The sequence below is a fragment of the Bacillus sp. DE0042 genome (assembly GCF_007680225.1).
Taxonomy (GTDB): Bacteria; Bacillota; Bacilli; order Bacillales; family Bacillaceae_G; genus Bacillus_A; species Bacillus_A wiedmannii.
In genome coordinates, this window is sequence record NZ_VEJP01000016.1 from 26,203 (window position 1) to 46,663 (window position 20,461).

Below are 20,461 nucleotides of genomic sequence, written 5' to 3' on the forward strand. Positions count from 1 at the left end.
ATGGAAAACCAAAAAGGAGTGCGAAAGGTGAGTCAAGTACCTGGATTTTTGAAGTTTGTTTTAACGAAAGAAAGACGGTATGTATATTTAGCGGTAGCAAAAAAGAAAAACAAAAGAGTACATACACATATTGTATATAGATTTGGTCCGCTAGAAAAAGCATTAGAAGTCATGTATGTAATGCGTGATGATTTTGAGAATCTTTTCCCTTTAGAATTAAAAGAGAAGGGTTATGATTGGGATGATATCAATGATTGGATATTGTCTATTGAAACAGGGTACTCCAAATACGGAAATAAATTAGTCATATATTAGAAAACGTTTTACATTCTAAATAAGACAGGTGAGGGGAATATAGGATGTCAATCATTCGAAAGTATCAAATTGCAATTGCTTGGATGACAGCTACTAGTGCAACAATCATAAGTTTGGTTTTTAGTGAATGGATGAAGCTGCCTCCATGTGATTTGTGCTGGTATCAAAGGATGGCCATGTATCCACTAGTATTAATATTAGGTATAGGTATGTTTAGAAAAGATCCATACGTAAGTACATATGCTTTTCCTTTTGCATGTATTGGCTTAATAATAGCCGTTTATCAAATTACGATTCAAGCTTTTCCTACAATTGAAATAAAATTATGTTCAGTAGGAGTATCTTGTACAGAAGATTACTTGTATTTATTCGGTTTCATCTCGATACCTATGCTATCTTTTGTTGGATTTTTAGCCATCATAATACTTCTATATATTAAATCTGATAGAGTGACAAAAGAACAAACAACATAGTGGTTATGAAAAATGTACTCAAGTAAACACAACATATTTAAAAATAGATGATTAAAATAAAAAAATTATAAAAGGAGAAATTAAATTGACAACTATTCAAGCAAGTAATGAAATGTACAAAATCCCAGAGGCGGATGTAGAATTATTAAAGATTATGGCCCATCCAGTTAGGTTACAAATTGTGAAGGAGCTAGAACATCGCAAGATTTGTAATGTAACATAATTAACGGAGCTATTAGATGTTCCTCAATCTACCGTATCTCAGCATTTATCTAAAATGCGTGGAAAGATTCTTCGTTCGGAAAGAAGGGGATTAGAGATGTATTATCATATTGTAAATTCAAAAGCATGTCAGATTGTTAGTGTACTAGGTTTATAAATAACTAAAATTAAATAGCAGATTACGTGAATTAAAATGAAATAAGAGCAGCTATGCTAAGCTGCCCTTATTTCATTTGTGATTTTGCATATATTTGTGTGTAGTTAGTATAGCAAACATTATTCTTTCCTATCAAACTTCAAGCTTATTTTTTTTCTCAATATGTTTCGTTTACTTTTATATTATAATAAGCTTAATTCTTTTTATTTATGCATATTTCCTGGGGTGAATCCTTGTACTGAGGATTCCTTTTTTATTTTCACTACTTCATAAAGAAACTGTTGAAATGGCCTGTTTATAAATGAATTGTTGCTTTCCGTGACTGGAGACAAGCACTGAAAATTTATCAACGGCGATAATGATTCCAGGTACTCTTACTCCGTTTATTAAAAATATCGTTACTACTCTTTGTTCCTCTATTAATTTTTCATAAAATTTTTCTTGTGTATGCATGAATAGTTTCTTCCTCTCTTTAAATATGCTACTCTTTTTGTGAATGTATAAGGAATGGTATAATTACACCATTTTTAGGATTATTTTCATAAAAATAAAAGCCCTTACAATGAAGTAAAGACCTTAGCTTATTTATGTAATAGTTCTTATTTTCTTGGGTGAATTTTTATTATAGGATTCCTTTTAATTTTGCTTTTAAAATATTAAATTTCACTGCATGGATTTATTAAGGAGAGTCTTACACGCTAATTAACACAAAGTAAGTATATGTAACATACAAAGAAATCCTCCCTGCAAATAATAGTGTATTAATTGTAGGGAGAGGAGTTCTACAGTTATTACATTCCTTCACCATGGGTATTCGTATATTGTATAATTTCCTGCTTTTGTACTGCAATCATTGCCTCGCCGTGAGTGTTACTTAAAGTGATTGGTGCTACTAGCATAAAACCTGAGAATAAAAGTCCTGCTGTACTAATTAGTATTTTTTTCATCATTTTAAAGCACTCCTTTTCTCCATTTCAATTTTAGCCTTGTATCCCACACGGAAGTATTGACTTACTTTCAAGTGGTTACCTTCATCATAATACTTGTTTGCTAATTCATCAGCATACATTTCGACAAAGTGCCATAAATTTTCTTTTTGGAGATAATGGATTCCTCCAACAATAATCTTTTCATATTCATCTATAGGTGTATGCTGTAATCTTGCATTTAGAATTGATAAATGATGATAATATTCTTTATTATTTTGTGCATTACTAATGTGCAATCCTTTATCTATATAACTAGCAGCCTCATTTACGTTGCCTAGTTTCTCATGTTCTTTAGCTAACAAATACATTGTTTTACAGCTACCTTCTAGTGCCTTAGAGAGGTAATTGATTGCTAGTTGTGGCATATTTTGATCTGAATATAGTAGCCCTATATTATGACGAATCATTTGAGTAAGTTGTGTTTGATCTTGTTTGGTTGCAATATCTAAAGCGGAAAGAAAATACTCTTCAGCTAACTCGTATTGCTTTAGGGAAGTACTCGCAAGTCCCAAGATATTATTACATGAAGCTACATTTATTTCATACCCAACTTCATTGGAATAGATTTCTTTGGCTTTATTACCGTACGTTATTGTATTTAGTGGTTGGAACTGATAATAGTTGAAAAGGGCATATTGATAGTTAAATTCCGCATGTTCTAATTCATCCGGAATAAGAGATAGAAGTGTTTCAGCTTTGTGATAGAAGTGTTTGGCGTCACTATATTGTCCAATCTTCATTGCATGTATAGCATTGAACAGATAGTAATAGTAATTGAGCATGTCTGTGGTAGACTCTTCAATATGTTCTCCAGGTTTTACTAAACCTGATGTATTATTTATTAAAAGATTATACCTAAACTCTAGTAACGAATAGTAAATAAGAAGCGTTTGATCTTGTTCCATTTCGTCGATAAGTTTTTCAACATCTGATCTTAGATTTGTTGCTTTCAATAACTTTTGACAGCGCATAGCTTTGTACCAATCGTTCATTAATTTAGTAATCTTTTCGTTTCCTTTTGCTACAATCACATAGCTTCCCCCTTTGTATATTTATATCTATATGTTTTTATCATAGCAGTTAAATCCATATTATTACAGCTGATAGTAGTTTAAAAGAATATTTCTAAACAATTATATGAAAATTCTGAATTTCTTTATGACCAATTTGGATTCCTCTTCATATTAGGCTAAAATATGTGATGAGTATAAATCTACCATAGCGACGAGGGGAAGACAGTGAAAAACCATACAAAAGGTCCTAAAGGGCAATTGTTGCAAACCAATAAGAAATGGTCTCACCTAAAGCAAAAACAGCGTGAAACCATATCAATTTGGCTGAGAGAGGCTTATATAGAGAAGATTAAGGTTCATAACCGTCGATTGAAACCGAGAGAACATGAGGATATTCTAGAAAGTGTAATGAGTAAAATCTATGATCGTGAAATTTGGATTCCGGATTATGAAGTCGAAAAGTATTACAAAGGAAAGATAAATAAATGGTATAACAAACACATTTCATTGAAAGAAAAAAATGATAAGGAGGAGAAAATATGAAACATAGCATCGGAAATGTGAGTACTTCATATATAATCCGTCTAATTTTAAATGATTTAGACACATTTATCACAGCAGGAAAAAGGGAATTTAATTTCTGCTCAGAATCTGGAATATCCCCTGTGGAGGAGCTAATTGCGGATTGGTTGGAGTGGTTTAATGATTACCCGCAAGGTATATCGCCAGATGAATTAAAAGGAATTGAAAGGGAGATAGGTGAATTGATGGGGAGTATGTTTATATGGTCTCATGATATTGAAGAAAGAGAAGGATTTATAAAGCAATTTAGCGATTATTTCGGGGAATATATAGGTTTCTTTAAATTAGTTAGGGATGTATATCTTGAAGAGTTGAAAGATGAGTTGTCATATTAAAATCGTTTATTCCTAATATTTTTATAAAAAGAAATTCTGATTAGTGTTCTTTAGATAATAAAAAAGTTAAAGGAGAAAAGAAAATGAAATTAGAGATTGAAAAGTTTATTAGTGAAATAGAATTTCCGAAATCTGCTATGAGTTTTATTGAAGAGGGGATACTTTGTTATAAGGTAGGAGCTTACAGATCATCGTATATCATGTCATATTTATTTTTCTTAAATGTAGTAAAATCCAGAGTGTTAGAAAGTTCGCATACTCCTAATGGAATAACTGAGAACGAATGGAGAGCAAAAAAGGGACAAATTTCAAACGAAGATACTTGGGAAAATAAGGTGTTTGATTTAATTAATGAAGGGGAAACCCACAGTCGTTACTTTAAAATAAGTAAATCCAGAATTGCTCAAATGGAATATTGCAGAGCATTAAGGAATGATTGTGTACATTCTAAAGATAATCTAATTGCAGCTGCGCACGTCGAATCTTTTTGGCTTTTTATACAATCTATTCTTCCTAAGTTAGTAATCAACGGCAGTAGGGATTTCTTATTAAAAGAACTTGAAGAGTATTTTGATAACGTTTATTTCAATAATCCTGATAAGGTTCAAGAAATTGTTAGAAGTATTCCTCACTTAGCTGAAAATAATAACCTTCACGAGTTGTTTGTAGAAATACATAATAACTTTAAAGAAAATAGGAATTATCGGGTTGCTGTTAACCCTACTGGAAAAGCTCATGCGTTTTGGAAAGCAATTAATTCAAGTGATAGTTTACTTATAAATGATAGTTTTGTTAAATTTTTAACGCATAATAATGAAATTTTTGATATATTCATAATGCTGTTCCCTGAAAGGTTTTTACAATGTTATGCTGAAAATAGGTCTATAATAAGTCATAAAGGTAGTTTCTTTTATAGAATTGACCCTTAATCTTCATTCAGTTTATATTTTACATTGAAAGAATAGAGGGAGGAAGCCCATACAAAGACTATAGGAATTGATAATAATCAAAACAAATTTACATTAAATCCGTGATTAATCGAGAGATGAGAGGGCACTTTTTATATTATAAAAAACAGATAATAAATGGCACAGTACATGAGAAGGTGGAGTATTTTTATAAGTTATAATCATAAAGATGAAGAAATGGCGCAATCGATTGCAATGAATTAAGACACAATTTAAAAAAGCAATAAATAAATAGTAAAATATGATCCATGATTCTTCTTTCCGAACAGCATATGAAGCTCGAGAGAAATTACTTTTAGATGAACAAGCCAAGCTAGCACATACAGAACAAAAGGGCATGGAAAAAGGTATTGAGCAAGATAAGATGTAAATGATTCGAGGGATGCATGAAATTGGTGTACCGCTTGAAACTATTGCAAAAGCAAGCAAGTTGAGTGTGGAGGAAATAGAACGTATTTTGAAATTAAAGTAAATATATATGAACCTACAGTACTCATGAATAAAAGAAAGTAAATACTCATTATCATAGTAAGTCTAATAGAAAAGCATTGCTGAAGGTTTCGGCAGTGCTTTTCCTAAATCGAATCAATTACGTAGTAATATTTTTAAATTATTTGATTGGGTACTACAGTATGAATCACCAAAAAATGTATAAAACTCGTTAAAGAAGAGGATTTTCAAAATACAGGTAAACATATTCTTTATATACAGAAACGGTCATTTAATATAATTCCACTAAGTCGCGAAGACCAACAACGTGTAGCAATTGCTAGGGAACTATCTTGCTATGTTGTTTTATTTATTGCTGGTGAACCAACAGCAAATAAATTATTGAGTTGTTTCAGGAACTCGAACATCAAGAAGGTAAATGCGTAATTGTTGTTACGCATTCGCAAGAATTTGCAAAAAATTCAGATCTAGCAGTTTATTTAATTAAGAAGAAGTTAGTAGTAAACGAAATTAAGAACAGATAAGAAGAAAGATAATTTTTTTCTTAATTAACAAAATTTTCAACAAATATATAGATGTTAATATTTGTTATATGATATATTTGTCAAAGTACTATTCCCTTAGTTTTAATGATGAATCTGTAAGATAGTTTGTTTGTCCCATAAATTCATCTTAAATTAAAGAGAACTTGTAGAGATTCCTACAAGCTCTTTTTAATTTAAGGGTTAAATTTGGATTTGAAGTAAAGAAACAATTTTTTGAGAGGAGAAAAGTAAATGTTTATAAAAGCAGAAAGATTATTAATACGAAATTTTGAGTTCAAAGATTGGCAAGCTGTCCATGAGTATACATCAGATAGCGATGTTATGAAATACATACCCGAAGGGGTTTTTACTGAAGAAGATACAAGAAACTTTGTAAATAAAAATATGGGTGAAAATGCAGAGAACTTTCCTGTGATACTGATAGATGAAAATATTCTGATTGGTCATATTGTTTTTCATAAATATTTTGGTGAGCATACTTATGAGATTGGGTGGGTATTCAATCCTAAATATTTCAATAAAGGATATGCTTCTGAAGCAGCACAAGCTACATTAAAATATGGGTTTAAGGAAATGAAATTACATAGAATTATAGCTACATGTCAGCCACAAAATACCCCGTCATATCGAGTGATGGAGAAAATTGGAATGAGAAGAGAAGGATATTTCAGGAAGTGTATACCCCATGGAAATGAATGGTGGGATGAATATTATTACGCTATCTTAGAAGAAGAGTAGTGTTTCAGACCGCATTATTAAAATCAAAATCATTATTAAAATTGTGCTATTGATTTTTGAGAATAGCTTGGTGTATAAAATCGTTAAAATGTGAGCGATGTGTCTGAAAAGTAAAGTTTATACAATGAGGAAAGTGAAATTGATAAAATAACTCCCGTATCTGTTTAATGATACGGGAGTTTTTATTTGAATAATCATTGGTTAGATATACAGTATTCCATATGCTGATTGTATTGATGATTAAATTTAATGCACTGGCACGCTGTAATTGGTCTTGTAGTGCTCATTCTCGAAAATCCCCGTATTTTCCAAAAAAATTACGTGTGCTAAGGCATTCGTAACTTCGCATAAATTCAATCTTCGTAGAATCCATCGGCGTAAGGTTTTGAAAAAAATATAGTCTACGTTAAACAGTGTTTTTCAATACGTCCCTTAGTGCTGGTATAAGACTGTTTTGCCGGGAATAAGAGTCCATTTTTCTCATGACAATGGAATCTGATGCTGTTTCTTTGCGAATAGAGTGTAGCAAATGTTTTGTGTACTTTTTGTTTCTTATTTAATATTTTAAGATTTATATTGAAAATTCAAAGTCCTGGAAGTATCATATACATATTCAAACATTTGAAGATGTATATGATACTTCTGTGTTTTTAATCAAAAATAAGTAGGTGTTTTTATGGGAAATGAAATGCAACAATTTAAAGCTGATTTTTTTAAAGCCTTATCACATCCATTGCGAATAGGTATTCTAGAACTATTGTCAGAGGGTGAAAGAAGTGTAAATGAAATTCAAACTATCCTTAACAAGGAAGGTTCAGCTGTTTCTCAACAATTAAGTGTGCTACGTTCAAAAAACATTGTTGTTGGTACTAAAGATGGAAAACGAGTTTTATATTCTCTACGAGATCCTATGATTGTGGATTTACTGGTAGTTGCACGTAAAATTTTTAACAACCATTTAATCGATACAATTTCAATGTTAGAAGAGCTAGATGAAACAGAAAGTGAAACCATGGTAACGGAGGGATAGGTTGAGCATTGACGTTAAAAAAGAAGATATCATTCAGCATGGGATTGAAGTATTTAGCTCAATAGGAGCCCATCATGTTTGTAATGTTTGTATTAAAAGTGGGCATTCTTGCTGTTTTTCATGCCAGCATCTACAGGATGGAGTTGGATGTCAAAAGAGAAATACAGCTTGTACAGCTTGGTTATGTGGGGTTCAAAGCTTTTTATTTGATCAAATAGGGTTACTGAACGAATGGAATCGTTTCTGGAATGGAATTCCGGGGCAAATGTTTCGTAGAGATTGCACGCCAGATAATGTGAAAATTAAATCGTTTATTGAAATGAAAAATTTAGATAGTCGAGGTAGTTTACTTTTAGTAGAAAGGTTAAATTCCTATATACAAGAAGGAGGAGATATTGGTAAATTAGAACGTCATTTAAGTAAAACATATAACCAATATTAGGATGATTTTCTTGTGTAAAGAGTTAAAGATTGTCTGTATAAGGGTATGAGAAACGTACTTGTAACTCAATTTTATTAAAAAAATATTCTTTCAAAAGAAGCAAGACTTATTAAAAATAGAAAAGAAGGGTTTGTAATGAGAGGGTTATTTACGGGAAGGTTTGAAGGATACTCATTGGGACATTTTCAAAGGGATCTTCTTTCTGGAATGATTGTCGGAGTTGTAGCGATTCCACTTGCTATGTCCTTTGCTATAGCTTCTGGCGTTAAGCCGGAGTATGGGATTTATACAACATGTATTGCTGGGATACTCATTTCACTATTTGGTGGTTCGAAGTATCAAATTGGAGGGCCTACAGGTGCTTTTGTTCCGATTCTTTTAGGGATTGTAATTACCTATGGGTATGAAAATTTACTGCTTGCTGGTTTATTAGCCGGAATCATCTTATGCCTTATGGGGGTTTTTAAACTAGGATCTTTGATTAAGTTTATCCCACGTCCTGTAACAATTGGCTTTACGTCAGGTATTGCTGTTATTATCTTTACTGGACAAATTGCTAGTTTCTTAGGTCTAACAGGTATAAAAAAGCATGAGGAATTTTCAGCGAATCTGAAGGAAATCTTTACGCATATCAATACTACCAATTTTTATTGTGTTATAACTGCTTTGATTTGCTTTTTTGTTATACTCATCACACCAAAGATTTTGCCAAAAGTACCAGGTTCATTAGTGGGTGTTGTTATTTCAACTGTAATTGCAACTGTATTTTTCTCAGGTCAGGTACCTACTATTGGTACAGCATATGGTACGATTCCAAATACACTTCCTCAGTTTGATATACCAGAAATCACATTAGAACGTATAAAACAGTTAATTGGTCCTGCATTTGTTATTGCGATGCTCGGTGGAATTGAATCTCTTTTATCCGCTGTCGTGGCAGATGGGATGACTAATAGTAAACATAACAGCAACAAAGAGCTTATCGGTCAGGGAGTTGCTAATATTGTAACCCCGTTATTTGGTGGAATTCCTGCAACTGGAGCAATTGCCCGTACAGCAACTAATATTAAGAGTGGAGCTGTATCTCCGCTGTCGGGTGTTATTCATGGGGGATTTGTGTTATTTACACTTTTACTGTTAGCTCCATATGCTTCACATATTCCTCTTGCTAGTATGGCTCCCATTTTAATGGTGGTAGCTTGGAATATGAGCGAACAAAAACATTTTTATCACATACTTAAAATGAAGACAGGAGACTCTCTTGTATTACTGATAACATTTTTACTTACTGTATTTACTAGTTTAACGACAGCTGTGGAAATTGGTCTTATTTTAGCTATTATTTTGTTTACAAAACGTATGAGTAATATGCTTGTCATAACAAAAGTGCTTCCTGACCATACAAAAAGGAATGAAAAATTGTTACCACATGTGGTAAATAAAGCTCATGACTGCCCACAAATTAGTATTTACACAATAGAAGGGCCATTATTCTTTGGGGCTGCTCAAACATTTGAACATAATATTTTAACGACTATTAATTATAAACCAGAAGTTCTAATTTTGCGTATGGGAAAAGTTCCTTTTATTGATACCACAGGAGAGTCTTACTTTAGGAATATCGTTCAGCATTTTAAAAAACAAGGTGGCATACTTCTTATTTCAGGAATCCAGTCAGAACTAAAAGTAACACTAGATAAGAGTGGATTGTATGCTGAGATTGGGAAAGAAAACTTTTTTGATCATACTGGGGAAGCTATTAATTGTGCTTTAGGACATTTGAATACAAAAAAATGTATAGGATGTAAGCATTTCGCATTTCATGAGTGTACCGGGCTTTCTCAGCAATCCCAGGGAGTGAATACAATAAAGAATAAGACAAATGCATTAGATTTTTAAAAAATTCACTTCACATACAAAGTTTGTTTGGTTCACTCTTCTAATCCTTTTATAAAAATAGAGAAGGAGAAAGTTTACTTTGGCGAATGCGGAGAATATTTTTACAGGGTGTGAACAAGAAGGTTTTTCATACATCCAATAAGTGATTATCGAACAGCAAGAAGAGAATATTTTCCTTACGTTTAAACGCAAAATGGATTATATAAACGGTATCGATCATATATATATTCCTTTTCCACAAGAAACAAATACCGGATTTGTAATCATATAAGTTCCGGGGAACAACTATCTGTTATGTCTTAATAACTATTATACAAAGACCAGGCATAACTTTGTAATGATGATGGGACAGATTTTTTAAAATAATGTGTTAATAAATAGAAGTCTATGAAGAAGTTTATTATAAATTATAGTTATAGAGGAGAAAAAATAATGTCTGAATTTAAAGATCAAGTGTTAAATGTGTTAGAAGAAGTATGTGAAAATGATATCGTAAAAGAGAACCCAGATGTGCAATTATTTGAAGAAGGAATTCTAGATTCTTTTGCTACAGTATCTTTATTAGTAGAATTTCAAGACCGTTTAAACATCGAAGTGTCTATTTCTGACTTTGACCGTGACGAATGGGCGACACCGAACATGATTATTAAGAAATTGAAAGCTATGGGATGAAAATAGGTGTTTGATATACAGATAAGAACCACTTTTCAAAATTAAAGTTCATAATTGCTATTCTTATGAAGTTGTAAACAGAAATTTTAAAAAATACTTATTAGAATGATAAAGTGTGGAGGAAATAAAAATATGTCTAATTTACCAAATTGCCCAAAATGTAATTCAGAATACACTTATGAAGATGGAAATCTTTTTGTTTGCCCAGAATGTGCTCATGAGTGGACATTAGAATTAGAAACTGAAAATAATGAAGATACAAAGGTTATTAAAGATGCTAATGGAAATGTCTTAAACGATGGTGATTCTGTAACAGTAATCAAAGATCTTAAAGTAAAAGGAACTTCATCGGTTGTGAAAATCGGTACAAAAGTAAAAAGTATACGTTTAGTAGATGGCGACCATGATATTGACTGTAAAATTGATGGTTTTGGAGCTATGAAATTAAAATCTAAATTTGTTAAAAAGATTTAAATGAAATAGAACTAGTTGGACTTAATTATTTAAAATCAATTAACATATACCATTTTCAAGGTGGAAATTAAATAACCTTTATAAGGGAAAGATTTCATTCATGATAAGTATGCTTGAATGAGGTCTTTCTATTTTTTTGAACTCATCTCAACTGTATTTTTAAAAAATGATGCGTGAATATGCTAGAAACATAAGAAGGGAAATTCCTTAACGTGTGAAAATCGACTTTTAAATCTGAACTGTCTCTTAGCATATAATATCCAAGTTTTGGTGGCGAGGCTCTATGTAGCCACATATTGAGATGGCCCTCAGATTCTCCCTCAATAGCGCAGAGTAAGTCTTTTTATTTACTTCTGGCTCGTATATTACAGGATTAATAATAAAAATCCCAGGGTCTTAATATTGAGAAATAAAGAAAAGCGTTCTAATGTAAGTTTCAGTTTAAAGAAAAGTAAGCATCTATAATGTATACATATGGGAAAAACGTAGTTATATATTTATTAAAAAAAAGAGTAAGAAAATATCAAAAGAAAATATGTAAAAAATTAACAACTTATGTAATAGAATAACTTTCTTTACTGACTAAGTGTCCTGTTTTATTAAAAGGGATAGAGTAATGATATATCTATAGAATATACAAATAACTTAGTGGTAGGTTAAATAAAGAACATCATCATTAAAATACATATTGATTGGTACTGTTATTCATTCTAATTATCTGTAATAACCTGATAGCCGCTGGCCCAAAAAAGTTCGCAATCTATTATTAGTAATTCATGAAGATAAGATAATGAAAAAATATTTTTTAATTTTAATATTTAAAACTTATGCATACGTGTTACAATGAAGTCCTCCAATTTATTTTATTCTCCTATTTAGAATTTATGGTTTAGTATCCAATAATAAAAAAGTGGCTGTAGTAAATAAATGAATGAAGTGAAGCGGTTAGAGTGGTTAAAAGGCTGTTAAGTATAATTATCCAAAGAATAAATTCACTTAGTTAAGTTTTAGAAAAACTTATTATGGTAAGGATTTCATAAAATTTGAATCGTTCTAGATTAAACTTTTAATCCAATTAAAGTCAAAAATCATTATTTAAATGAATTCCATGTTTCATCCAGGTAATTTAGAATAATTTGTAGTCTTAACATTGCTTAATATAGAAAATAACATAATCGAAAGGTGGATAGATAAAACTCCGCTTGTAAAAAATAAATTGTTATATGAGAAGATGTATGTAAAAGGATATAACGGTGATTTCATATCGAATGATACCATAAATGAATGTAGAAAAAATAAAGGAGCTAACGATTAAATAAACTATATCAGTTGTAAGAATGAAAGGAAGAAGTAGAAAGTGTTTAATATAAAAGAAAGATTGGAACAAATGAAGCTTAAAACGAAGTTGTCTATGGCATTTATTGCAATATTAATTATACCTAGTCTTATCGTGGGAATAACATCTTATGATGAGTCGAAAACAGATCTTAATGATACAATTCTACAAACTGCGAAAGATAATGTAAGTATTTTAAATAAGATAGTTGATGATGAGTTAGAAAATAAACATGTAGATGTAACTCATTTTGCAAAGATACTTACACAAGGTGATTATAATGCTGACCAATTGCAAAATGTACAAAGTAAATTTGATCAATATATACAGTTACATCCAGAGATAGAAACAATTTATACTACGTCCAGTAATAATCAATTTATTCATGCACCTGTTGGAAAAATACCAGAAGGATTTAATCCGTTAGAAAGTAGTTGGTATAAGGATGCAGTAAAAGCTAATGGAGAGATTATTGTTTCGTCTCCCTATAAATCAAAGGCTACAGGAAATATGGTAATAGCAATTGCAAAGCAAAATGCTGATAAAAGTGGTGTCATTGGTGTGGACTTGAATATTGATGATATCGTAAAAACTTCTAAAATGATAAAAATAGGAAAACAAGGCTTTGTATCTATAGTAAGTCAAGATAAGACTATCGTTGTTCATCCTACACTTAAGCCAGGTGAGAAGTTAGAGAAATCATTAGCAGATGAACTATACAAGAAAGAAGATGGAGTAATTACTTATAGCCTTAATGGCGAGGATCGAAACATAAGCTTTAAAACAAACAAAAAAACAGGTTGGAAAATAGCTGGTGTAATGCCTATTAAAGAAATTGAAGAAGCTACCAATCCTATTTTTTATAAAACGCTCACTATAATAGGGGCTTCATTGTTGTTAGGTGGAATTGTAATTTTCTTCATTCTTAAATCTATTATTAATCCACTAAGGCAATTAGTTATTTCAGCTCAAAGAATTAGTCAGGGAGATTTAACTGAGAAAATAGATATTCGTTCAAAGGATGAACTTGGTCAATTAGGTGGTAGTTTCAATGCAATGGCAGAGTCGTTGCGTAATTTAATTTCTCAAATTAATACATCTGCAGGACATGTGGCTGCTTCGTCTGAAGAACTAACCGCTAGCGTGGAGCAAGCCAGTGTCGCGACAGAACAAATTACAAAAGAAATGGAAGAAATATCGAATAGTGCAGAAGTTCAAAATAATGAAGTGGCGTCTGGAGCGAAATTAATTGGTGAGGTAACACGAAACATTCAATGCGTAGCTGATAATGCTTCTGAAGTATCGGCTTCATCCTTATACACAAAACAAAAAGCCAATGAGGGTGAACAATTAGTAGAACAGACTGTAACGCAAATGCAGTCTATCCATCATTCTGTTTCTCAATCCGATAATGTAATTAAATTATTAGATAAGAAATCGCAGCAAATCGGAAGTATATTAGAAGTAATTCAAAATATTGCAGCACAAACAAATTTATTAGCATTGAATGCAGCGATTGAAGCGGCTAGAGCAGGAGAACAGGGGCGTGGCTTTGCAATTGTTGCCGACGAGGTCAGGAAGTTAGCGGAGCAATCATCCGAATCTTCAATGGAAATTGGAAGTTTAATTAATGAAATACAAGCAGATGTACATGAGACTGTAAAAGCTATGAATGAAGTAGGAGTTGAAGTGCAGTCGGGGATTCAGGTTGCGAATGATACAAAACAAAGTTTTTATGAAATCTCAAAATCTGCAAATGATATCGTGTCAAAAGTACATGGTATGGTGGAATTATCAAATAAAATGACAAGTGATGTAATGGAAGTCGATACATCAATTAATCAAATATCTATGGCTGTGAAAGAGAATTCTTCAAGTATGCAAACGATAGCCGGTTCATCTGAGGAGCAACATGCTTCTATGGAAGAGATAAATTCTTCAGCAATACAATTAGCACAGATGGCCGAAGAGCTTCAAGAATTAATTGGTGGATTTAAGATATAAGTTCAGATTCTAGGATAGAATCCTAGATAGTATGTTTAAGGATAGAAGTTAAAAACCCTATAATGTGGTAAATAAATATAATATGTATTTTTTATAGAGTTTGCACATGCAGATCAACTACTTTAAATGGTAGTTGATCTTTTTTATTATATATTCATTTTTGAATATCTCTTTCATTCAAGTTTAGTGTTGATACAGAAGTATATATTGAGCGATTTATCACATCCAAAAATCTTCAAAGTCTACGCCGAATCCTTTTCTTTTTAAGGCCCTAATTATCTTTTGACCATTCCCTAATGAAGGCTTGAATTGATTCGAACGGGAGATACGGCTAATTGTATTTTGGTTTACCCCACTCCATTCCTTTAATTCCGTTTGAGTAATATCATTCTTCCTTAAAAATTTACCAAACTTAGATAACGGTTTTCCTAAGCCAAACACTGCGAACACTCCTATTCGTAGATACTTTATTAATCACATTTTTACCAAAGCCTGATTTTTTTAAACAAAAGTGTTAATAATGTACAAGCTGTTCGCAATATGATGTACCAAGGTCGCTATCAAAGTTGCTAGCAAACGTATTATCAAGATAGATATCAAATCAATTAGCTTTTGTATTGGCAAAGTACATACCAAATTAACTATCAAAGTAATGTTAACAAGGTAATAAGTGAATCAATCCTATGTTTTATAAGTTTTCTTATTCTGTTTATAAAGAGAACGGAGGCATTTAAATGCGAGTAAGGAAAGAAAGGATTTTTTTTCGCAAGTTTATAGATCGGTCATACAAAGATAAAGAAAATACAATTCGTAAATACAATTCATTAAGTCCTTTTGCATTCTTTCATATGTCCGATCAAGTGTTAAATACTTATATTGCATTAGGAATAATGGGGACGGTTTTAATTGGGGCAGTCTTGTTAGAAAAGTATTTGGTACAAAATGAACATATACTTGCTGCAAAGGTTGTGAGTGGAAGTATTTATTATGGTATGCGAATTGGTGGAGTTTGCTTGATTGGATACGCATTTGTTCGTATCGTAATTATGTTTTAGGGAGGAATGGAGTAAATGAGGATTATAAAGGAGTGGCTTCATACACAAAAGTTAAGGAATCGACTTATAGAGGTGTTTGTAAAAGCAGGTCTATATACGGAACATCAAACGCGCGGGGGAAAAGTGCCTATTTATCCAAAGGTACATAATATTTCTTCTTCAAAAGAAAGCGTGAGATATGTATTTACCATACCAAACGGATTAGATCCACAGAAGATTGAAAAGAAGTGGTTTTGTTTCCAACAAATATTAGGACGAAATATTACGATTGAAGGTAATGTGAAAAAATTTGTCCTACATGTATTTCGTTCAAATGCTGGACTAAAATCGTACAATTATTGTTATAAAGAATGGAAGCCACTATTAAAAGATTACCGTTTACCTGTTGTGGTCGGCAAGGACCAATTCGGAAAAATGATTGCGTACGACATGATTGGTCCCAATTCACCGCACTTATTAATTGCAGGAGAAACGGGAAGCGGGAAAAGTAGTATGGTACGTGTTGTATTATCCACACTTATTCAATATATGTCTCCTAAAACGTTGCATTTGTATCTTGGTGATTTAAAAAACTCTGAATTTCATTTTTTACGTAGAGTGAAGCATGTAAAAGAAGTTTGTATGGAAGAAATCGAAATGAAAATAATGCTTCAAAAGTTATGGAAGGAAATCAGGGAACGAAGAAAACTTATGGAAGAATATGAAGTTGATCATATTGATGCGTACAACAAATTAAATCCAAATCATCAAAAGCCATATATACTACTTGCTATTGATGAAGTGGCTATGCTTAAAGATGAAAAAGAGTGCATGACTACGATTGAAAAGATTTCAGCAGTCGGGAGATCACTGGGGTTTTTTCTTTTGCTTAGTATGCAGAGGCCAGATGCCAAGGTGTTAGATGGTAAGTTAAAACTTAATATGACTGTAAGAATGGGCTTTAAATGTGATAGTGTGATTAATAGTAATATTATGGGTACTTCTGGTTCAGAGTATTTAGAGCAATCTGGACAAATGATTTTTAAACGAAATGGATTAATGAAAGTGCAAGCTCCTTATTTGGAATTAAGTAAGGCGAAACAAATTGTTGAACCATATTGCATGTCTAAAGAGGAGAAGATACTCAAGTATTCATCGCAAGTAGAAATTCCGTTATTTGGGGTGTTAGATGATGAAGAGTAGAGATAAAGGAATTCTGAATGATTTGAAGCAATTTAGATGCATGTCCCGAGACGATATTATTGACTTGCATTTTCAAGGCTTAAAGAATGCAATAACCTGCTGTAATACGGTTATGAAACGATTAAGAAGAGACGGTCATGTTGATGCTAACGTATTGCAACACCCATACATTTATTTTCCGCAACCTAGTTCTATCAGAAAGACGAGTCAAAAAATTCCTCATTTCCTTTGTATTGTGGACGTATACAAACAACTTGTTCATTATGAAAATCCTAAGTTATTCAAAGTGGAACCAAAGTATGGGAAGGAATATATGGAGCCGGATGCTTTTACTATATGGCGTAGGTCGCCATTCTTTATTGAAGTTCAAAAGTCAGTGTACAGTAAAAAGATAATGCAAGATAAGATAAACAGATATGAGTTATACTTCCATAGTCAAGAATGGCATAATGAATATTGGCAACCGAAAACTTCTAAATTCTTTCCTTCAATTCTTATCATTACCGACAAATATTACGACGTTCAATCTCCTTATTTCCGTATATTCCAGGCGAATTCTATAGAGAGTTTTATGAATAATTTAGTAGTGAAATCATAAAGAAAGCCTGCATAGTGCAGAGCTTTTTTTCTTTCAATAAAGTATTAAGTCATGTGTGATGATTGTTAAAAGGCAATAAATGCGAAGAGTGAATTTGAAGCAAGTTATGAAATAGTAAAAAAAATAAAAAAAGTAATTGTTTAAATAATTTTTAATGGTTAAGCGAATATCTCATTTATAAACATTGATATAGGTAATTTTGTTATCTTTCGAAAATGTAATGTTGACGTAATGTTTTTGAATTTCTTTTCAAACGAACACAGATTAAGATTACAGTATCATAGAAACCAATGAGGTGAACAATATAAAAAAATATATGGCACTTTTAAGCCTTTTAGTTGTATTTGCAAGTTTACTAGTTGGATGTGATATCAATCGTATGGGTAAAGATGAATATTACGTTCAAATTACAATAGATGGAAAAGAGGGAGTTTCAAAATCTATGGATGGTAAAGTGATGGGAAAGGAGTATGAATATACATTATCGGTTTTTGATAAGGAAGGTAAAGAAAAAGAGTTAGAATTTATGGCACAAAAGAATCTTCGTAAAGAAGCATTCCTACGTGTATATCACTCAGAGAAAAAAGGTGTAACAGCTTGGGAGGAAGTGCAGGAAGACGAGCTCCCTAAGAAAGCAAAAGAAAAACTAGGTGTGAAATAATCAGTTATTTGTGATGGTGGATTCTACTACGTGGAGGGTTCGCCGTTTTTTATTATATGTTATGTTTTAGTTTTTTATATAAAGCATATTGAAAAGATAGGGTAAATCTTCTGGAATGATATCTCCAAAATTAATAACTTGTACGATAAACTCTCAATTATCACTAAATCCATTCATATCAACAAGTTGTCCCACATATCACTTTGTACCAATATCTTTTAAAGTACGCTAAAAAATGCCCTTTATCTTATCTTTATCTTATCTTTACCTTATCTTTAAATTTTTATATTAAACTTAAAACCTTAAAGTATTGATGTTTGAGTCTAAAAAAGTGCGGGAGATAGATGTTCATTACATAGTTTGTAAATAACCAATTATCTTTGGAAAATTGAATTTTTTATACGAGGAGTAATATATGAAGGATATAAGTAAAAACCAAATTATAAAAGTGTTCCTTATTTGTATTTTAGGTTTAGGAACAATACTTGGAATGCTATATTTTAATCATAAAACCAATATTCAACAAAATAAAGCGCTAGCCACAGAAAAACGTGTATTGCAATATGAGTCTACCTTGAAAAAAGAATTAGAAAAATATAATTTAGGAGAAAAAACAGCAGTTTTATTAGGAATTATGTATCAAGAGAGTAGAGGTGAGGGAAACGATCCTATGCAGTCTTCTGAATCACTTGGATTAAAGCCAAATGAAATTCAAGAGACAAGCTTGAGTATTGAACAAGGGGTAAAGCACTTTGCTAAAATGTACAAATATGGAACGGACAAGGATGTCAGCATGGATACAATTATTCAAAGCTATAATATGGGGCCAGGGTATATTGATTTTATTGCTAGTCAAGAAGTTAAACAACACTCGGAAGATTCGGCTAAAAAGTTTTCTAAGATGAAAGTTGATCAAAATCCAGCGATGTACACTTGTGGTGGAAATCAAAATAATTTTAGGTATCCATATTGTTATGGTGATTTCACATATGCATCAAAGGTGAATGAAAAAACAAAACTTATTGAAGAACGTCTTCGAAATGTACATGACTCTTCTAAATAAGCTGTGGAATTAAATAGAATGATACCGTCAGCTTTTAATAATAATATCTAAGAAAAAAACTAGTTTTTTCTTAATTCACATAATTTTCAAAATTGAAATCTTTAGATGTTAATATTTGTTATATAATATACTTGTCAAAGCATTACTCCCTGTAGTATCTATGATGAATTTGCAAGATAGTTTGTTTGACCCGTATATTCACCTTAAACTAAAAAGAACTTGTAGAGATTCCTACAAGTTCTTTTTGTTTTAAGGGTTAAATGTGGATTTAAAATATAGTTGCGATTTTTTGAGGAGGAAAAGTAAATGTTTGTAAGAACAGAAAGATTATTGATACGAAAATTTGAGTTCAAAGATTGGCAAGCTGTCCATGAGTATACATCAGATATCAATGTTATGAAATACATACCTGAAGGAGTTTTTACTGAAGAAGATACAAGAAACTTTGTGAATGAAAACATTGGTGAAAACGCTAAGAACTTTCCTGTGGTATTAATAGATGAAGATATCCTGATTGGTCATATAGTTTTTCATAAATATTTTGGTGAGCATACTTATGAGATTGGTTGGGTGTTCAATCCAAAATACTTCAATAAAGGATATGCTTCTGAAGCAGCACAAGCTACATTAAAATATGGATTTAAGGAAATGAAATTACATAGGATAATAGCTACATGTCAGCCACAAAATATCCCATCATATCGAGTAATGGAGAAGATTGGAATGAGAAGGGAGGGCTATTTCAGGAAGTGTATACCAAATGGGAATGAATGGTGGGATGAATATTATTACGCTATTTTAGAAGAAGAGTAGTGTCTCAGAACGCATTATTTAAATTGAAACTCCTATCCCTAAAGAAGCAAGTTGACTATCTTTAGTGGGGTTTCTTGCTACCAAAGGCGAAGTACTATTTCTAGTATCGCTGACGTGCAAGATTGGGGTGTGCCATCACCACTCCGTATCCAGTACATATAGCAGATATGGCACTCGTTCTATTACCAAACGAGTCAGATTGTGAGTTCTCAAATGTGTTTTAGCGTCTTGTGCCTGACGACTTAATACATTTTACGGAGTAGAAGAATTTGTTACTCCAACCTCATATGCATTCTGTTTTCAGAGAACAAGATTATTTTAGAGACCTTTACTTGTCTATTGTGAATATTTCTACCATTTCAAATACTGGTTCTGGTGCAAAAAATTCAAAATATCTGGAAGTAATCTCCCAAACTTGGACATACTGATACTAGTACTCTAAAAA

General features: G+C 31.9%; 22 protein-coding genes and 6 pseudogenes. 22 read left to right on the plus strand and 6 right to left on the minus strand.

All coding sequences use genetic code 11. The features are described from left to right. Positions 1-27: 27 nt before the first annotated feature. The 3 genes and pseudogenes from FS802_RS30055 to FS802_RS30065 all read left to right on the plus strand — a co-directional run bounded on the left by FS802_RS30055 (position 28) and on the right by FS802_RS30065 (position 1,167). Positions 28-315: a hypothetical protein gene (locus tag FS802_RS30055; protein ID WP_098654379.1), complete on the plus strand. Its 288-nt coding sequence runs from the start codon at positions 28-30 to the stop codon at positions 313-315. A gap of 44 nt (positions 316-359) precedes the next feature. Then, a complete protein-coding gene (locus FS802_RS30060; RefSeq protein WP_098654378.1) occupies positions 360-788 on the plus strand; it encodes a disulfide bond formation protein B in 429 nt (142 codons plus the stop codon). An 85-nt stretch (positions 789-873) separates the two neighbouring features. Continuing rightward, a pseudogene (locus FS802_RS30065) lies at positions 874-1,167 on the plus strand (ArsR/SmtB family transcription factor). Between the two features lie 267 nt (positions 1,168-1,434). On the opposite strand, the gene hfq reads toward FS802_RS30065, so the two are convergent. The 3 genes from hfq to FS802_RS30075 all read right to left on the minus strand — a co-directional run bounded on the left by hfq (position 1,435) and on the right by FS802_RS30075 (position 3,187). Beyond that, a complete protein-coding gene (gene hfq / locus FS802_RS30070; protein ID WP_098654377.1) occupies positions 1,435-1,620 on the minus strand; it encodes an RNA chaperone Hfq in 186 nt (61 codons plus the stop codon). A gap of 338 nt (positions 1,621-1,958) precedes the next feature. After that, positions 1,959-2,117 (minus strand): hypothetical protein, encoded by a 159-nt coding sequence (locus tag FS802_RS31285; protein ID WP_173602309.1) that lies wholly within the window; start codon positions 2,115-2,117, stop codon positions 1,959-1,961. Further along, positions 2,114-3,187 (minus strand): Rap family tetratricopeptide repeat protein, encoded by a 1,074-nt coding sequence (locus tag FS802_RS30075; protein WP_144525679.1) that lies wholly within the window; start codon positions 3,185-3,187, stop codon positions 2,114-2,116. The genes FS802_RS31285 and FS802_RS30075 overlap by 4 nt, the downstream gene beginning before the upstream one ends. A 207-nt stretch (positions 3,188-3,394) precedes the next feature. Between FS802_RS30075 and FS802_RS30080 the strand changes: the two genes are divergently transcribed. The 6 genes and pseudogenes from FS802_RS30080 (at position 3,395) to FS802_RS30110 (ending at position 6,787) form a co-directional block, all read left to right on the plus strand. Continuing rightward, positions 3,395-3,712, plus strand: coding sequence for a hypothetical protein (locus tag FS802_RS30080; protein ID WP_046956872.1), 318 nt, complete (start codon positions 3,395-3,397; stop codon positions 3,710-3,712). Further along, on the plus strand, positions 3,709-4,086 hold the full coding sequence (locus tag FS802_RS30085) for a hypothetical protein (RefSeq protein WP_098654376.1): 378 nt from the start codon (positions 3,709-3,711) through the stop codon (positions 4,084-4,086). Before FS802_RS30080 ends, FS802_RS30085 begins: the two co-directional genes overlap by 4 nt. Before the next feature lie 83 nt (positions 4,087-4,169). Then, positions 4,170-5,015 carry a hypothetical protein gene (locus tag FS802_RS31800; protein ID WP_260989093.1) on the plus strand — a complete coding sequence of 282 codons (846 nt, stop codon included), beginning with the start codon at positions 4,170-4,172 and terminating at the stop codon, positions 5,013-5,015. A 277-nt stretch (positions 5,016-5,292) separates the two neighbouring features. After that, a pseudogene (locus FS802_RS30095) lies at positions 5,293-5,526 on the plus strand (Rpn family recombination-promoting nuclease/putative transposase); the annotation flags it as partial. Between the two features lie 251 nt (positions 5,527-5,777). Then, positions 5,778-6,028: pseudogene (locus FS802_RS30105) on the plus strand (ABC transporter ATP-binding protein); the annotation flags it as partial. A 252-nt stretch (positions 6,029-6,280) separates the two neighbouring features. Further along, positions 6,281-6,787, plus strand: coding sequence for a GNAT family N-acetyltransferase (locus FS802_RS30110; RefSeq protein WP_070168999.1), 507 nt, complete (start codon positions 6,281-6,283; stop codon positions 6,785-6,787). A 199-nt stretch (positions 6,788-6,986) separates the two neighbouring features. On the opposite strand, the pseudogene FS802_RS31970 reads toward FS802_RS30110, so the two are convergent. Continuing rightward, positions 6,987-7,316: pseudogene (locus FS802_RS31970) on the minus strand (Tn3 family transposase); the annotation flags it as partial. 147 nt (positions 7,317-7,463) lie between these two features. Here FS802_RS31970 and FS802_RS30120 point away from each other — a divergent pair. The 7 genes and pseudogenes from FS802_RS30120 (at position 7,464) to FS802_RS30150 (ending at position 14,644) form a co-directional block, all read left to right on the plus strand. Then, complete coding sequence (locus FS802_RS30120; RefSeq protein ID WP_016090018.1) at positions 7,464-7,817, plus strand: ArsR/SmtB family transcription factor; 354 nt, start codon at positions 7,464-7,466, stop codon at positions 7,815-7,817. 1 nt (position 7,818) lies between these two features. Next, entirely contained in the window at positions 7,819-8,259 is a 441-nt protein-coding gene (locus FS802_RS30125) for a DNA mismatch repair protein (RefSeq protein WP_098708087.1), read from the plus strand. Positions 8,260-8,394: 135 nt separating this feature from the next. Continuing rightward, complete coding sequence (locus FS802_RS30130; protein ID WP_098654374.1) at positions 8,395-10,158, plus strand: SulP family inorganic anion transporter; 1,764 nt, start codon at positions 8,395-8,397, stop codon at positions 10,156-10,158. A gap of 79 nt (positions 10,159-10,237) precedes the next feature. Next, positions 10,238-10,519 (plus strand): annotated as a pseudogene (locus FS802_RS31805) (hypothetical protein). A 71-nt stretch (positions 10,520-10,590) separates the two neighbouring features. After that, positions 10,591-10,830, plus strand: a complete 240-nt coding sequence (gene dltC, locus FS802_RS30140; protein ID WP_046955295.1) for a D-alanine--poly(phosphoribitol) ligase subunit DltC — start codon at positions 10,591-10,593, stop codon at positions 10,828-10,830. A gap of 132 nt (positions 10,831-10,962) precedes the next feature. Then, positions 10,963-11,304 (plus strand): zinc ribbon domain-containing protein YjdM, encoded by a 342-nt coding sequence (locus FS802_RS30145; RefSeq protein ID WP_070168997.1) that lies wholly within the window; start codon positions 10,963-10,965, stop codon positions 11,302-11,304. Positions 11,305-12,661: 1,357 nt separating this feature from the next. Then, entirely contained in the window at positions 12,662-14,644 is a 1,983-nt protein-coding gene (locus FS802_RS30150) for a methyl-accepting chemotaxis protein (protein WP_141546015.1), read from the plus strand. 219 nt (positions 14,645-14,863) lie between these two features. On the opposite strand, the gene FS802_RS30155 is transcribed toward FS802_RS30150, so the two are convergent. Continuing rightward, entirely contained in the window at positions 14,864-15,085 is a 222-nt protein-coding gene (locus FS802_RS30155; protein ID WP_064474032.1) for a helix-turn-helix domain-containing protein, read from the minus strand. 293 nt (positions 15,086-15,378) lie between these two features. Here FS802_RS30155 and FS802_RS30160 point away from each other — a divergent pair, with 293 nt between their 5' ends. The 4 genes from FS802_RS30160 to FS802_RS30175 all read left to right on the plus strand — a co-directional run bounded on the left by FS802_RS30160 (position 15,379) and on the right by FS802_RS30175 (position 18,140). Then, entirely contained in the window at positions 15,379-15,699 is a 321-nt protein-coding gene (locus tag FS802_RS30160; RefSeq protein ID WP_098654373.1) for a hypothetical protein, read from the plus strand. 15 nt (positions 15,700-15,714) lie between these two features. Beyond that, complete coding sequence (locus FS802_RS30165; RefSeq protein ID WP_144525681.1) at positions 15,715-16,881, plus strand: FtsK/SpoIIIE domain-containing protein; 1,167 nt, start codon at positions 15,715-15,717, stop codon at positions 16,879-16,881. Between the two features lie 22 nt (positions 16,882-16,903). Next, the gene (locus tag FS802_RS30170; RefSeq protein ID WP_064472596.1) at positions 16,904-17,479 is read left to right on the plus strand and encodes a replication-relaxation family protein; all 576 of its coding nucleotides are present in this window, start codon (positions 16,904-16,906) and stop codon (positions 17,477-17,479) included. Between the two features lie 304 nt (positions 17,480-17,783). Further along, positions 17,784-18,140 (plus strand): YxeA family protein, encoded by a 357-nt coding sequence (locus FS802_RS30175; protein ID WP_098654393.1) that lies wholly within the window; start codon positions 17,784-17,786, stop codon positions 18,138-18,140. Positions 18,141-18,218: 78 nt separating this feature from the next. On the opposite strand, the pseudogene FS802_RS31810 reads toward FS802_RS30175, so the two are convergent. Next, positions 18,219-18,338: pseudogene (locus FS802_RS31810) on the minus strand (vancomycin resistance histidine kinase VanS); the annotation flags it as partial. Between the two features lie 217 nt (positions 18,339-18,555). Between FS802_RS31810 and FS802_RS30180 the strand changes: the two are divergent. Further along, positions 18,556-19,203 (plus strand): lysozyme family protein, encoded by a 648-nt coding sequence (locus FS802_RS30180; RefSeq protein WP_098654371.1) that lies wholly within the window; start codon positions 18,556-18,558, stop codon positions 19,201-19,203. 306 nt (positions 19,204-19,509) lie between these two features. After that, a complete protein-coding gene (locus tag FS802_RS30185; RefSeq protein ID WP_064472543.1) occupies positions 19,510-20,016 on the plus strand; it encodes a GNAT family N-acetyltransferase in 507 nt (168 codons plus the stop codon). The last annotated feature ends 445 nt before the right edge of the window (positions 20,017-20,461 follow it).

Bases quoted from the DNA above. Each gene is read 5' to 3' on its own strand.
- FS802_RS30060 (WP_098654378.1), top strand. From the start codon at position 360: ATGTCAATCATTCGAAAGTATCAAATTGCAATTGCTTGGATGACAGCT.
- hfq (WP_098654377.1), bottom strand. From the start codon at position 1,620: ATGCATACACAAGAAAAATTTTATGAAAAATTAATAGAGGAACAAAGA.
- FS802_RS31285 (WP_173602309.1), bottom strand. From the start codon at position 2,117: ATGATGAAAAAAATACTAATTAGTACAGCAGGACTTTTATTCTCAGGT.
- FS802_RS30085 (WP_098654376.1), top strand. From the start codon at position 3,709: ATGAAACATAGCATCGGAAATGTGAGTACTTCATATATAATCCGTCTA.
- FS802_RS31800 (WP_260989093.1), top strand. From the start codon at position 4,170: ATGAAATTAGAGATTGAAAAGTTTATTAGTGAAATAGAATTTCCGAAA.
- FS802_RS30110 (WP_070168999.1), top strand. From the start codon at position 6,281: ATGTTTATAAAAGCAGAAAGATTATTAATACGAAATTTTGAGTTCAAA.
- FS802_RS30120 (WP_016090018.1), top strand. From the start codon at position 7,464: ATGGGAAATGAAATGCAACAATTTAAAGCTGATTTTTTTAAAGCCTTA.
- FS802_RS30130 (WP_098654374.1), top strand. From the start codon at position 8,395: ATGAGAGGGTTATTTACGGGAAGGTTTGAAGGATACTCATTGGGACAT.
- dltC (WP_046955295.1), top strand. From the start codon at position 10,591: ATGTCTGAATTTAAAGATCAAGTGTTAAATGTGTTAGAAGAAGTATGT.
- FS802_RS30145 (WP_070168997.1), top strand. From the start codon at position 10,963: ATGTCTAATTTACCAAATTGCCCAAAATGTAATTCAGAATACACTTAT.
- FS802_RS30160 (WP_098654373.1), top strand. From the start codon at position 15,379: ATGCGAGTAAGGAAAGAAAGGATTTTTTTTCGCAAGTTTATAGATCGG.
- FS802_RS30165 (WP_144525681.1), top strand. From the start codon at position 15,715: ATGAGGATTATAAAGGAGTGGCTTCATACACAAAAGTTAAGGAATCGA.
- FS802_RS30180 (WP_098654371.1), top strand. From the start codon at position 18,556: ATGAAGGATATAAGTAAAAACCAAATTATAAAAGTGTTCCTTATTTGT.
- FS802_RS30185 (WP_064472543.1), top strand. From the start codon at position 19,510: ATGTTTGTAAGAACAGAAAGATTATTGATACGAAAATTTGAGTTCAAA.